A 13,625-nucleotide genomic window follows, 5' to 3' on the forward strand; every position below is an offset into this window, starting at 1 on the left:
CGCCAGCACGCTTGAAGAACGATGATCTGACGCTGCTACGGAAAAAGTAGTTGACGGACCGCGAGGAGGCCTTTAGTCTACTGGATAACCCGTAGATAGAGCGTCATGGACCTCGAGGCGGTGTCCGGACGGCAACGCGTCGTTGCGTCCGCCGATCGCCCGCGTTCGCCGGCGATGAGACAATGCGAATAGTACGCCGCTCTATGTACGCCGGCCTTCGCGTCGGCCTCGCCGCGTTCATACGTTCCGACTCTCACCAGTCCCCGAGGATTCGCGAATGCGTCATCACATGAGTCGTGCGATCCGCGTGGTCGTGCTGGCCATGGCGTTGCGCGCGCCGTCGATGCTTGCGCAGGGAGTGCCGTCGATGGCGCCGGTCGCGGCCGTCGATCCAAAGGACGTTGTTTCTCCGGACGCTATCGTCGGCGCGCTGTACGATGTGCTGTCCGGCGCGGGAACCCAACAGCGGAATTGGGATCGATTCCGGTCGCTATTCATCGCCGGCGGCCGGCTGATGCCCACGAACGTCAACGCGCAGGGAAGCAAGCTGCTTCGCGTCTTCACCGCCGATGAATACGCGAAGATCGTGGATCCACAGCTCAAAGGCGAAGGGTTCTTCGAGCGCGAGATCTTGCACACGAGCGATACGTTCGGCGCCATCATGCACGTCTTCAGCACGTATGAGTCGCGCCACGCGCTAAGCGATCCGCAGCCGTTCGGCCGAGGCATCAACAGCATCGAGCTGTTCAACGACGGCACGCGGTGGTGGATCATCTCCGTGCTTTGGGACCGCGAGCGTCCGAACACGCCCATTCCAGCGAAATATCTGCCCGCGACGCGTACGCCGTGACGGCGGATTCGGTAACCGCTCGGTGAGGTGATGATATAGCCCGTCGCAAATCGTCGGCACGAGCGCGACCCGGCGAGAACTCGTCGTGTCCATGGTGCGGACCGTGTCCGAGGATCTTCACATCCTATCTGGGCATGTGCTTCAACAGCGCGGAAACAGTTCCGTAACGCAACGATCTACCGCCTTCGGGTTCCACCGCCGCGATCCCTTATTGTAGCTGCCTCGGCCCTTCACCTTGCTCGCGCTCTGGTGACCGAGTGACGCTCCCAACTCGACATCGCGCCCGCAGGTGACAGCATGAACATCGGATTCTCTAAACTCGTCTCGCTTGGCGCCGTCCTCACGATCGCGGCCAGCCAGGCGTTCGCCCAAAATGCGAACCGTCACGTCGTGGTAGTCACCATTGACGGCTTTCGTCCCGATTTCTACTTGGACGAGAAATGGAATGCGCCGAACCTTAAGGAGATGAAACAAACGGCGTACGCATATGGCGTGAACAGCGTGTTCCCGTCGATCACATATCCCTCGCATACGACTATCGTGACGGGCGTGCAGCCCGCCAAACATGGCGTGTTTTACAACGGCATGTTTGCAAAAGATGAAGCGACCAAAGGCAAGATCTACTGGCGCTTCGACCAGATTACGTCGCCCACGCTGTGGGGCGTGACCCAGCAGGCCGGGTTGAAAGCGGCGTCGGTGAATTGGCCCGTGTCGGTCGGCGCGCCCACGGTGTTCGATATTTCGGATGTGGGAGACCAGGGGCCACAGGTGATGAACGACTCCACCACTCCGTTGGGCATTAGCAGTGTTCTGAAAGAGAAGTTGTTTAACAATGCGCCGAGGATTGCGAACGGAACCGATCAGAACGTGGCTCGAATTGCCGCGTGGGTGATCGCAACCGACAAGCCCAACTTCATGACCGTGCACCTGTTGGGTATGGATGGCCAAGAGCATCGACACGGGCGCAACGGCCCGGAAATCGAGCATGCCATTGTCCTAGCCGACAGCGCTGTGGGCATCATGCGGAGGGCGATCGCCGATGCCGGGCTCACGGACAGGACGATCTTCATCGTGACCGGCGATCACGGGTTCGATGACGTCACCACCACGGTGAGTCCGAACGTGTGGCTGAAGCGGTGGGGCCTGCTCGACAGCGACGATCAGTGGAAGGCGAAGTTCCACGTAGCCGGCGGGGGAACGTTCTTGTTTCTGAAAGACAAGAGCGATACGGCGTCGCTCAACATCGCGCGCGCCGGATTGAAGGCGTTGCCCGAAGCCGAGCGCAAGTTCTTTGTGATCGAAGATCGGGCGAAGCTGGACTCCATCGGAGCGGACCCCAACGTTGCGCTGGCGCTATCAGCGATCAATGGCGCGGCCTTCGGTGCACGAGTCGAGGGTTTGTCCGTCGACAAGGGAAGCGGCGGCACGCACGGCTATTTCCCCGACACGCGAAATATTCAAACGGGCTTTGTGGCCGAGGGCAGTGCGTTGAACAAACACGTGATGCTACAGGAAATCAACTTGCGGGACATTTCTACGATCGTCACGAAGTATTTGGGGTTGCGAATGCCATCATCAGATGGAACGCTCCCGAGCGGGTTGTTCAAGTAGGCGCGTCTGCTTCATGCTCGGCCGCTTCGGGCTTCTCGGATAGTTGCACCGAAGCGATGGAGCGAGGTCGAAGCACCCGAGCATGAGCCCGGTGCCCAGATCTGTTCGCCGCTCGTGAGAACCGGACCGAGGGGCAGGTCGCTACGTAAGCTTGGGGTAGACCGCTAGACGACATGGGAAGACCCGCGTACAATCGTAGTCCGCCGGCGGCGATGCGTGCGTCGGCGTGAGACGCGGTCGGGCAGAAGCACCAGCGATGAGGAGGGTGTGATGAGCAATGTTGAATTGGCGCGGGACCTGTACGCCAAGTTCGCCCGTGGCGATATCCCGGGTGTCCTTGCGGGCTTCACGCCCGATATCGCCTGGCGTGAGGCCGAGGGAAGTCCCTACAGCATGGACGGATCTGCCTGGATCGGCCCGCAGGCCGTGTTGGAAAAACTCTTCATGTCGCTCGGGACCGAGTGGGACGGATTCGCGGTGAACATCGGGACGCTTCACGACGCCGGCGACGTTGTGGTGATGGAAGGGCGGTACGCGGGCACGTACAAGGCGTCGGGGAAGGCGATGACCGCACAGACGTGCCACGTCATTCGCTTTCGCGATGGCAAGATTGCGAGCTTCCAGCAGTACAGCGACACGGCGCAGTGGCAGGCCGTGATGACGCCGATCGCGACCGCGGCGCAGATGCCGGTGTCCAGCACAGCCGTCGGCGCGCACTAGGCGTTGGACGTCGGCACCACCCGTGGCGTGACGCAACCGACCCTCCGGTGCACGTTTTTCGGAGGGTCGTTGCGGCTGACGGTAGCGGACTCGCGCCGTTCGCGATGGAAGGCTAGTTTCGACGCGGCGCGCAGGCGACAGCGAAAGTCCTACCCACTGCCGAGCATCCGTGACTCGATTCCGCGTACCGAAGATCGACGCGTTCGAGTTCCTAACCCGCCTCGGGCACGGCGCCGCCGAAAACACTCTACGCCGAGACGAATCATGCACACGATGGCTAAGCTGGCTCGATTGACCGTTGCTGGCACGTTGCTCATGGCGAGCGTCGCGTCGGCCCAAGCAGGCACGAAAGCGCAGAAAGAACTGGCGACCGCAATGCGCGGTGCGAACCACGTGGCGCTCGTGGACGCGATCACGACGGCCAGCGCCTCCGGCAAGCCGATTTCCGCGAGGTACGAGTTCGAGGATGGCAAGCTGCAGCTCACGGTCTTTGTCGAAAAGGCGGGAGCGTTTTCGGAGGTGTTCGTCGATCACATGACCGGCAAGGTGGCGAAGATCGACAAGATCACCGGCGGCGACGACATGAAGGATGCAAAGGCCCAGAGCAAAGCCTCGGCGAAGGCGACTGAGGCGCTCGCTTCGGCGGTCGCCAAAGCGGTCGCGGCTAATCCCGGTTACACGGCGTTGGACGTTACGCCGATCCTCGAGGGCAAAGTCATCGTCGCCGAGATTACTCTGATGAAGGACGGGCGGTTCAAGGGAGTGTCGCAGCCGATCGGTTGAGATCAGCGATCAATGAACGTGCAACGACTCGGCGCGCTCGTCGTTGTGGTCGTTGCCGTTCTCGCGCTCGCTGGGTGTCGGTTTCCGTTGGTGAGCAGAGGGCCCGTTGTCCAGTTTCACGGTGAGGCGACGGACCCCATTGGCGACACGGCGTTCGTCGCTGATGCGCGTGTCGCGCGTCCGGCGGACCTCGTCTACGCCAGCATCCAAGTCACGAAGGACGCACTTCGTCTGACCGTCCGATTTGCGCCGGGGTCGTTCGACCCGACGACCACCGGTGCGACGTTCCTCCTCGACACCGATCTCAATCTGGAGACCGGCGTGAGTAGTCCCGGCCTCGGGGCTGACTATCTCGTGAGTCTGCACCCGGGGCCGGCGCGCGAGGCGACGGTCGCCCGCGCGGTGACGGACGCGAATTGCGAACCCCCCGCGAGTCCGTGCCGCTACGAGCCATTCGAGCGCGCCGGCGTCGCGCTCTCGAATGACGAGATGGAAGCGGTCGTTCCGCGATCGGCGTTCGCCCGGTTCGACGGACGACTCAATTTTCGAGTGATCGCCTATGCGATTCTCGAGGGTGGTCGTCAAACGCGGACCAGTGATCACATGCCTGACCTGCCTGCGCAATTCATCGCCGTTCGATAGTCGGCGTCATCGACTCTTAATCTTTCCCGCCAGCATTTGCGCTTGACCTACAGGCTCGCAGGTTGAATCATGCTTCCTCCACCAGGTGGAGGAAGTCATGGACACCGACTCGAAGGGCCTCCCGCGGGGCGTACGCCGCTTCTTTCGGCTCCCGGTGACACGCGAGCGACTCCTGCAAGACGCCGATGACGAGATGCGCACGCATCTCGAGCTCTGGGCGCAGGAGTTCCGCAACCAAGGCATGAGCGGCCCTGATGCTGAAGCCGCTGCCTTGCGCCGGTTCGGCGATCTGAGTGGCTATCGGGATCACGTTGCGCAGCGCGCCGAGCGGAAAGCACGGTGGCAGCGAATCACCGACTGGTTCGCCGAGTGGCGGCAGGACGTGCGTTTCGCGCTACGGCACTTCGCGAAGGCTCCGGCCTTCACGGCCATCGCGGTGACCACACTGGCACTCGGGATCGGCGCGAACACCGCGATCTTCAGCGTCGTTCACCGTTTGCTCATCGCGCCGCTGCCATACCCAAACGGCGACCGTGTGGTTGCGCTCAAGACACTCGGCAAGGTTGGAATGGCGGGCGGCCTGGCGAGCAATGCCGCCGATGCGCCGAGCGATCCGCCGAATGAAGTCTTGCAAGCATGGGCTGAACGAGCGCGATCATTCGCGCAGGTCGCTGGCGTCGAGCAGATCTTCATGTCCATCGGAGCGAATTCGCAACCGGACACGGTGAGCTACGCGTTCACAACTGCGAATCTCCTCGACCTGCTCGGGGCAAGACCGTCGCATGGAAGGATGTTCACGCGCGACGAGGAGAGGCCTGGCGCTAACCACGTTGCGATGATCAGTCATCGCTGGTGGCAGGCGGCCTACGACGGCCGTGACGATGCGCTTGGGAAAACCCTCGAGTACGGCGGAGCGAAGTACACCATCGTCGGTGTGATGCCGGCCGGCTTCACGATCCCGATGTCGGCACGCGTGGTCGATGCGCCGTCGATGCCGCCGCCCGACGTCTGGCTTCCGGCACCAATTGAAGACACATCGATCGGATTCGGGTTGCTGCGCCCCGGTATTTCCACGACGGCGGTGACGAACGAGTTGAACGCCATCGCGAATGCGGCCGACGCAGTCGGGCCGCCGATGCGCGCGGGGCCGCCGGGTACGCGGGACTCGATTCGTGCTCGCGCGATGCGCGCGCAGGATTTCCTCGGCGATCGTGAACGTCGAACGATCGAGATTCTCTTCGCTGCGGTAGGCGCACTTTTGCTCATCGCCTGCGCGAACGTCGCCAATCTGCTGCTCGTGCGCGCCTGGACGAGGCGGCGGGAGTTCGCGGTTCGCATGGGACTCGGGGCAGGGCGCGCGCGGCTCATTCGACTCGCGCTCACCGAGAGCGTGCTTCTCGCGGTCGCGGCCGGAGCACTCGGCGTGTTGGTCGCGTGGCAAGGACTCCGTGTCATCATCGCGCTGCGTCCGCTCGCGCTCGATCGTCTCGCCGATGTGCAGATCGATCCGACCGTGCTGTTGTGGACAGGCGCGATCTCGATGTTCACCGGTGTACTGTTTGGTGGTGCGGCAGCTCTCTTCGTGGCGTCGCAGGACGTGGCGGAGTTGTTACGAAGTGAGACGCGAGTTTCTTCGGGCGGCGGCGCGTCACGTCGCGTGCGCTCGTCGTTGATCGTCGTCGAGATCGCGCTCTCGTTTGCGCTGCTGGTCGGAGCGGGGCTGCTCACGCGTTCGTTCGCTGCACTGCAACGCACTCCGCTTGGTTTCGATCCACACAACCTCGTTTCCGTCGACGTGTTCCTCGGGCCGGCGATCAGACGTGCCGGTCGCACGATCGAGGTGCGTCACGCGATTGTCGCGCACCTTCGCGAGACGCCGGGCATCGTCGGCGTGTCGCTCGGAACACTTCCCACTGCAGGCTTTCGCGATGCGCCTGCGCTCGAGATGGAAACGGACGCCGGCCCCCGAACCGTGGGCATCTCGCAGTTTCAGAAAACGTGGATTGAAGGAGACTACTTCGGCGCAAGCCGCATCAAGCTGCTCGCTGGGCGTGCTCCGAACGCCGGCCCATCGGATGAGACGTCGAGCCATGGAATGGGTGCGTTTTCCGAAGAGGTTGTCGTGAGCCGCGCTCTCGCACGGCGCATTGCACCAGACGGCAACGCGATCGGCGCACTCGTGCGCGCTCGGGCCGCGTCACACCCATTGCCGCCGGGCCCGCCTCCGCCGGGGCTATCTCTCGGACAGATGCCTGCGCGCGCCGCTGACGCGTGGTCGACGATTGTTGGTATCGTGGACGACGCTCGACTGCCTGGCTCGCACGGAGATCTCGAGACCTTCCAGGTGTATCAAATGCCGGTCATGCCGCTGGGTGCGACGACGTGTGTCGTCCGCTTCGCGAGCGTTCCGTCGCAGGTTGAATCCGTTCTTCGAAAGACGATTCAACAGGTCGACCCGACGATCATCGTGCGGCGCGCCCGAGTCGCCGATGATTACCTGCGCGAGGCTCTTGCGCCCACGCGGTTTACGCTCGCGCTGCTCGGCGCGTTCGCCGGCGTGGCGCTCTTCCTCGCTATCGTCGGTTTATACGGCTCGATTGCGTACACGGTGAGCCAACGGACTCGCGAGATCGGCATTCGTATCGCGCTCGGAGCATCGGCGAAAACGGTTACTCGTCTCGTCGTCGGCGATGGTCTTCGGTTGGCGCTCGTGGGATTGGTTGTCGGCGCCGGGATCGCTGCCGCCGCGACTCGCACTCTTTCTAGTCTTCTCTATGCGGTCACGGCGAGCGACCCAGCTACCTTCGCTGCGATCGCGGCTCTGATTGCGGTCGTTGCACTTGCCGCGTCGTACTTGCCGGCGCGCCGCGCCGCGCGCGTCGATCCGGTAGATGCACTGCGATCGGAATAGAGATGATCTCGCGCATCGGGCTGCGATCCCTCGCCGTTTGCGCATGGTTGGCCGCACTCGGCTGCTCCGATGCACCGCGTGTCCGTGGAGTCGTCATGCTCTCGCGATGGCAGATGCGCGAGCCCGCGGCGTCCGTGGATGTCTACGCGCTGCCGGCACGCAACGAGATCGATCGCGACCTCGCCGAACTTTGCGCACACGATTCGCTGCTGAATGCGATTGGCGGACCGGAAATGCCAATTGGTCCGGTGCGTATCCGGGCTGACGGGATCGAGCTCGGCGCAGCGCTTCAGAGCTCTCGCCCGAGCGAGCGACGAGATAGCATGCCTACGGTGAAGCTCACCCCGTGGGCGAGGCGAGACGCGTATCTCGCGTTTCATGCGCGCATGGATTCGCTGCTGCGACGGCGGGCGATCGCGAGTGCCCGCACGGACGAGACGGGGCTTTATCAAATGCCGCTGTTGCGCCGCGACTCGATTGAGCTGTTCGCTTTCGCACGCTTCGACGACCGCGGCTCGTTGCTGATTTGGCGCGACCGGGTTCCGGGTGACGGCACGCACGATCTTCCGAAGCCGATTCGTCACATGAATCACGTGTATTGCGGCGAGCCATGAGCTGACGGCCTCATCAGGCGCACGGCGGCGTAAATGAAGGCCCGACACCGAAGCGGCGGAGCCGGGCGCCTGATCAACTCGATTTCGAGTGGGCCATGAACGCCATAAAGTGCGCCTTCTGCGCCGTGGTTGCATCGGGACGCACTTCCAGGGTCCACGCTTTGGTTGGGTCGGAATTCGGAATGAAGCGCAGCCCGAACCAGTCGAGCATTTCCGTATAGTCGATTTCGTCAGTGGTCGCGATCAACGAGTGCAACAACGGCTTCAGATCGAACCCGACGGCATCGGACGCGGTTTGATTGAACTGCTCGGCGGTGTAGCCGCGCGCGCCTGACCAGCGCTGGTACTCGAGGCGGATGACGTCGTCCATACTCTTCTTTCCGTCGGTCATCTTGCGGATGTGCGCATCCAGAATGATCCCGACGACTGGACCCTTCACGTAGTAGTCGACCGTCTTGTCTCTCGGCAGGCGCTCGAACATCTGCGACGATGATTGTTCGAGAGTCTGCGACAGACGTCCGGGACTATTCTGGAGATCGGTGATGTGCTTCGACGTGAGGTTGAGGTACTCTGTAGGTCCGCCGAGTCCCGCTCGCTCCGCGAGTAGATCGCCGAAGTACGACGTGAGACCCTCCGCCACCCACAGTCCGGTGGTCACGGGCGGATGCTCGTAGTCGAATGGCCCGAGTTCCACCGGGCGCAGGCGTTTGACGTTGATCGCGTGGAAGTACTCATGGCTGATGAAGCTTGCGGTGCGGAACTTCGACTCCGGCGTGGTTGGCGTTTTCGCTGCGCCGGTAATCGCGACGGAGTTGAGATGCTCGATACCGGAACCGCCGCCGGCGGTGATGATGTTGAGGAATGAGTATTTCTTAAATGGAAGGCGTCCCCAAAACCGGAGGTGCTCTTCCATGAGCGGCGTCATCGCCTGAGCCGCCGCGGGGGCATCCCACTCGGCGTTGCCGAGGTAGACCCAGGAATGCTTTGCGCCGCCGACCGTGAAGTCGGCGGACGTGAGGTGGACGCCGGCGATAATCGGCGAGTCCGCAAGGATGTCGTAGTCGGGAGCGACGAAGTGATTCGGCTGGCCGTCTGGCGCGGCGTCGAGCGAGGTGGCCGCGGGCTTCCACGTGGCGGGGAGCTCCAAGCGGAGGTCCGCGGGGCGGTGCGCTTGCTCGACGAGCGTGATGTAGGTCGCGGGGCCGACGATGACCAGCGAGGAATCCGTGACGCCATTGGACAGGTTGCTGCCGCGCGGCGCAGCCAACGTGTACGACACGATGACGGACGGGCGACCACCCGTGCGCACGATCCATCGGCTCGGGGTCGCGTTGGAAACGTCGAGAAGCGTGCCGTCGGGTGCCTTCGCCGTGAACGCGGAGACCTTATCGGCGTAGTTCTGCAGCACGTACATGCCCGGCGACCAGACCGGCAGCATCAGCATCACCGAGTCGCGCCTCTCGGTTGGTACTGTTATTTCCACGCTGAACGTCTTGGATGCCGGCTCGGGAATCCGAACGGTGTACTTCAATGGATCGAGTTGCCGAGATTGCGCGTTGCTCTCGTTCGGCACGAGCGCGGACAACGCCAAGAGGGCAGAGGGCAAGGTGTTCGAGAGGCGGCGACGTTTCGGCATTGAGTCTTTCCGAGTTCGTGGTTAAAAGCCGGATAGTTTGGTGATCCGACCGCGCACTCCCACAGCCCATCCGGCGCGCGGCGATGCGAAGCCAACTGACCAGTATTCGAGCGAGTCGATCGTCGTCCAACTTGCGCCGTCATTGCGCGAGAACACCGCGCCTCCTGGTCCAACTGCGACGACGGTCGGCACACGCGGCGACGGGACATAGGCGCCGCCCCACACGCCGGTTCGCAGCGGCGGACTCGCGCGCGTCACCCAGGTGTGTCCACCGTCGACGGTTGACGCTGCGAGAGCATCGCCACGTTTGGCGGAGTTCCCACCGCCCAGCACGATGCCATTTTCATTATCGCGAAAGGCGATCGACTGGGGCCCCGAGCCTGAGCGCGTTGTAAGCGGGAGTAGGTCGGTCGTCCAAGTGCGGCCATAGTCGCCAGTGCGAAGGACTCGGCCGCGCGCCTCGTTGCTCTCGACGATCCATGCGCGACCTCCCGGACGCGTGACGAGACACGTTCCGCTCGCGGCGAAGCTTCCGTCTCCGCGCTGCGCTGCTGGAAGACTTGATTGCGCGACGCGGCTCCACGTGGCACCGCCGTTCGCGGTCGTCAGGATCGCGACCTCCGTTCCGATCGCGTCGCCGATGACGATACCATGATTCGCATCCCAGAAGTCCATGCAATCGAAGAAGCCGGCTGAATCAGGATTCGTGTACTGCAGCGTCCAGTGCTCGCCCGCATCTGTCGTTTTGTAGATGCGCGATTCGGAACCGGAACCGATGCTCAGCAGATATGCCGTCGTGGCGTCGACCGCGTGGACATCGCGGAACTGCAGGGAATCAGCGCCGGCAACTCGACCCGATTCCCACGTTGTTCCGCCGTCCGTCGTGCGCAGCCACGTTCCGCGCGATCCGCTCACCCATACAACGCGCTCGTTGACCGGGCTCACTGCAATGAGTAGCGCGGTCGTACCGCTGGCCTGGTCGGTTCGCGCGATCTGTGTGAGCGTAGGCGCGACCGCCGGTGGGCGACCGCACGCGAGCAGCGCGAGACAGAGACCAATACTGCAGAGTGGTGCGGGGAAGGCCGTGTGACATCGGGGCGCCACTGATCATTCTTACTCCACGCCGGTGACGCAGCGAAATCCCGTGTTTCCGCGCGCGCCGGCGAATCTCGCGCAGCCAGTCGAGGTCCTGCGCTTGGTGACGTTGGCGAACGGGACGACCGCCCAGGCGGGTTGGTGAATCAGCGCGGCTGGTCGCCGAGGCGGGGCTGACGCATGGCCCCGAAAGTACGGATGGCGCGCGCGAGCCGCTACCCTCGGAGTTCGGCGTGCGCAACCCTCTTCCTAGGCGTACCTTGTTTAGATGCGTGAGCGGAAGGATGCGATCGGAGCGGCACCTGCCGGCAAGCTCTCCACTGAGCAACTACTCTCGATCGTTGCGGGCGTGGTCGTGTTGCTGGTCCTGACGGCAGGAATCGGGATCACGTGGTGGACGCTGACCAACGCGTCGCTGCACAGTGCACAGGACCGACTAGACCGAAGCGTGCGCCAACTCGCAGCGGTCAGCGCCACCGGCATCCGTCAAACGCAGAGTCGATACCGAGCTGTCGCGAGGAACGCGAGCGTGCAGGCCGCGCTTCGTGCGCGGGTGAATGCAGGCGGCGCTACCACGCGCGAACTCGTCGCGGCGCTTCAATCTCTTCGCACTCCGACGGACTCTGGACTTCCGATCGAGCTATGGCGCGCGGCGGATGGCCGACGAGTGGCGGTGGACGGCGTCGATGTGGCCAAGGGAATTGAACTCGGAATGCCCGGAGAGCTGGCTCCGGCAAACCGACCGCTGCGGCAGGGACTCGACTCGCTCGCGATGCGCGATTCGTTCCAGGTCGGGCAACTCTATCTTCAGAACAACCGTTCCCATTTCTGGGCGGTGTTGCCGGTGATCGATTCGGGGCGAGTGCTGGGATTCGTCCTGAAGCAAAGCCGCATCGCGACCAATCCGCAGACCGAACGAACGATTCGCGAGTTGAGTGGCGACTCCGTCACGGGCTATTACAGAAACGTAGACGGAACGGGTTGGACGACGTTCGGTGGCACTCCCGTGTCGGCACCCACGACGACGGGGAATCGACGCGAGCGTTCGCAGTCCGGATCCGTCTTGTTCTCGGAGCAAGTGGTTCCCGGTACTCCGCTCGTGCTCGTGATGGAGATCCCGCGTCGCTTCATCATTTCGGGCGCCGCCGCATCGATTCGTCGTCTCAGCATCCTGGCGATTGTGTTGACGATCGCCGCCGCAGCGCTTGCGTGGTTTGCGGGGCGTCGCGTGGCGCGTCCGCTCACGGTGGTCGCCGGGGCCGTCGAGGATTTCGCAAAAGGTGACTATGAGCGTCGTGTCGATACCGCAGGCACGCGAGAATCGCAGTCGCTCGCCATCGCGTTCAATACAATGGCCGAGCGAATCGGCGAGTCACGGCGGGCACTTGAACGGCGCGAAAACGACCTGCGTGCGCTTTCGGACGCGTTGCCGCAGCTCGCCTGGATGGCCTATCCGGGGGGAGACATTTTTTGGTTCAATGCCCGCTGGTACGAATACACGGGATTCGCCACGACGGACGACTACTCCGAGCAGTGGGCGGCAGCACATGATCCAGGTCTACTCCCTGACGTAACGCAGCAGTGGAATGCCTCCGTCGTTTCTGGATTGCCTTTCGAGATGGAGGTGCGCTTGAAGCGCGCCGACGGCGACGCGCGATGGTTTCTGACGAGAGTCGTTCCCCTCCGCGACGGCGACGCGGTGGTGCGATGGTTCGGTACGAGTACCGACATTCAGGCGCTTCGCGAGGCACGCGATGTCGCAGAGTCGGCGAGCCGGGCGAAGTCGGATTTCCTGGCGGCAATGAGCCACGAGCTTCGCACACCCCTGAATGCAATCGGCGGATATGCCGAGCTGATGGAGATGGGGCTTCGCGGGCCGATCAGCAGTGAGCAGCAGCGTGATCTCGCCCGAATCCGCATGAGTCAGCAGCATCTTCTGGGATTGATTGGCGGAATCCTTGACCTCGCCCGCATCGAAAGCGGTCGTGTTCAGTACACACTTGCCAGTGTCGCGCTCGATCCGGTCTTGGAAGACGTCGAAGCGCTGATTGCTCCGCAGGCATCTTCGCACCATCAGGATCTTGATTTCCGCGGCGGTGAGCATGGGCTCGTCGTGAACGCCGATCGTGAGAGACTCCGCCAGATTCTGTTGAACCTCCTCTCGAATGCCGTACGGCACACGCCACCGCGAACGCAGATCGCCGTCGCCGCTTCTACCGATCCCTTCGGGTGCGTACAGATCGCGGTGAGCGACACCGGTCCTGGAATCGCGGCGGACGTGCAGCAGACGATCTTCGAACCATTCGTGCAGCTCGAGCGTTCGCTAACGAATTCGGTACCAGGGGTCGGCCTCGGTCTCGCGATCAGTCGCGACCTCGCGCGAGGAATGGGCGGCGATCTCACCGTCGAGAGTGTGCCGGGGCAGGGCAGCACCTTCTGTCTCACCCTCGCCGCCGGCGTGCTCGATGACACAACGATCATAAAGCGGACGAGCGAGCTTCAGGCCGTTCCGGGGCGAAGCAATAGAGCCTGAACGGAAAGTTCGTCGTGCAGACGACTACGCCTGCCGACCAGAGCCGTATCGGGCGGCACGGGAGAGTAGCTCAAGATCGCTCCCCGCTCGCTGAGCCGGCGTTACGCTTCCTAGACACATCGGTGGCAGCGAAACGCTCCGAGTTCGCGAATATGAGAGAGTCCCGTGAGGTGGGAACGATGGAGGGCCACGGTACCAGGATCGTCGCGCCCGCGAATTGCGGGATCACC

At 63.1% G+C, this 13,625-nt stretch carries 10 protein-coding genes; 8 read left to right on the top strand and 2 right to left on the bottom strand.

Going from position 1 to position 13,625, the window contains the following annotated elements:
* Positions 1-277 precede the first annotated feature (277 nt).
* The 7 genes from AC6H4Z_RS10070 (at position 278) to AC6H4Z_RS10100 (ending at position 8,131) form a co-directional block, all read left to right on the top strand.
* A complete protein-coding gene (locus AC6H4Z_RS10070) occupies positions 278-850 on the top strand; it encodes a hypothetical protein (RefSeq protein WP_497546616.1) in 573 nt (190 codons plus the stop codon).
* Positions 851-1,147: 297 nt separating this feature from the next.
* Complete coding sequence (locus tag AC6H4Z_RS10075; RefSeq protein WP_497546617.1) at positions 1,148-2,461, top strand: alkaline phosphatase family protein; 1,314 nt, start codon at positions 1,148-1,150, stop codon at positions 2,459-2,461.
* A gap of 270 nt (positions 2,462-2,731) precedes the next feature.
* Positions 2,732-3,181 carry a nuclear transport factor 2 family protein gene (locus tag AC6H4Z_RS10080; RefSeq protein ID WP_497546618.1) on the top strand — a complete coding sequence of 150 codons (450 nt, stop codon included), beginning with the start codon at positions 2,732-2,734 and terminating at the stop codon, positions 3,179-3,181.
* Positions 3,182-3,445: 264 nt separating this feature from the next.
* Complete coding sequence (locus AC6H4Z_RS10085) at positions 3,446-3,964, top strand: hypothetical protein (protein WP_497546619.1); 519 nt, start codon at positions 3,446-3,448, stop codon at positions 3,962-3,964.
* A gap of 12 nt (positions 3,965-3,976) precedes the next feature.
* Positions 3,977-4,606 carry a hypothetical protein gene (locus tag AC6H4Z_RS10090; RefSeq protein ID WP_497546620.1) on the top strand — a complete coding sequence of 210 codons (630 nt, stop codon included), beginning with the start codon at positions 3,977-3,979 and terminating at the stop codon, positions 4,604-4,606.
* Between the two features lie 97 nt (positions 4,607-4,703).
* On the top strand, positions 4,704-7,517 hold the full coding sequence (locus tag AC6H4Z_RS10095; RefSeq protein ID WP_497546621.1) for an ABC transporter permease: 2,814 nt from the start codon (positions 4,704-4,706) through the stop codon (positions 7,515-7,517).
* A 2-nt stretch (positions 7,518-7,519) separates the two neighbouring features.
* Positions 7,520-8,131, top strand: coding sequence for a hypothetical protein (locus AC6H4Z_RS10100; protein ID WP_497547094.1), 612 nt, complete (start codon positions 7,520-7,522; stop codon positions 8,129-8,131).
* 73 nt (positions 8,132-8,204) lie between these two features.
* Here AC6H4Z_RS10100 and AC6H4Z_RS10105 read toward each other — a convergent pair whose 3' ends face one another.
* Together AC6H4Z_RS10105 and AC6H4Z_RS10110 are read right to left on the bottom strand one after the other, a co-directional pair.
* Positions 8,205-9,767: a M61 family metallopeptidase gene (locus AC6H4Z_RS10105; RefSeq protein WP_497546622.1), complete on the bottom strand. Its 1,563-nt coding sequence runs from the start codon at positions 9,765-9,767 to the stop codon at positions 8,205-8,207.
* Positions 9,768-9,788: 21 nt separating this feature from the next.
* Positions 9,789-10,871, bottom strand: coding sequence for a WD40/YVTN/BNR-like repeat-containing protein (locus AC6H4Z_RS10110; protein WP_497546623.1), 1,083 nt, complete (start codon positions 10,869-10,871; stop codon positions 9,789-9,791).
* A 259-nt stretch (positions 10,872-11,130) separates the two neighbouring features.
* On the opposite strand from AC6H4Z_RS10110, the gene AC6H4Z_RS10115 reads away from it, so the two are divergent.
* Entirely contained in the window at positions 11,131-13,395 is a 2,265-nt protein-coding gene (locus AC6H4Z_RS10115; RefSeq protein WP_497546624.1) for an ATP-binding protein, read from the top strand.
* The last annotated feature ends 230 nt before the right edge of the window (positions 13,396-13,625 follow it).

It is taken from the genome of Leucogemmata humicola (assembly GCF_055379415.1).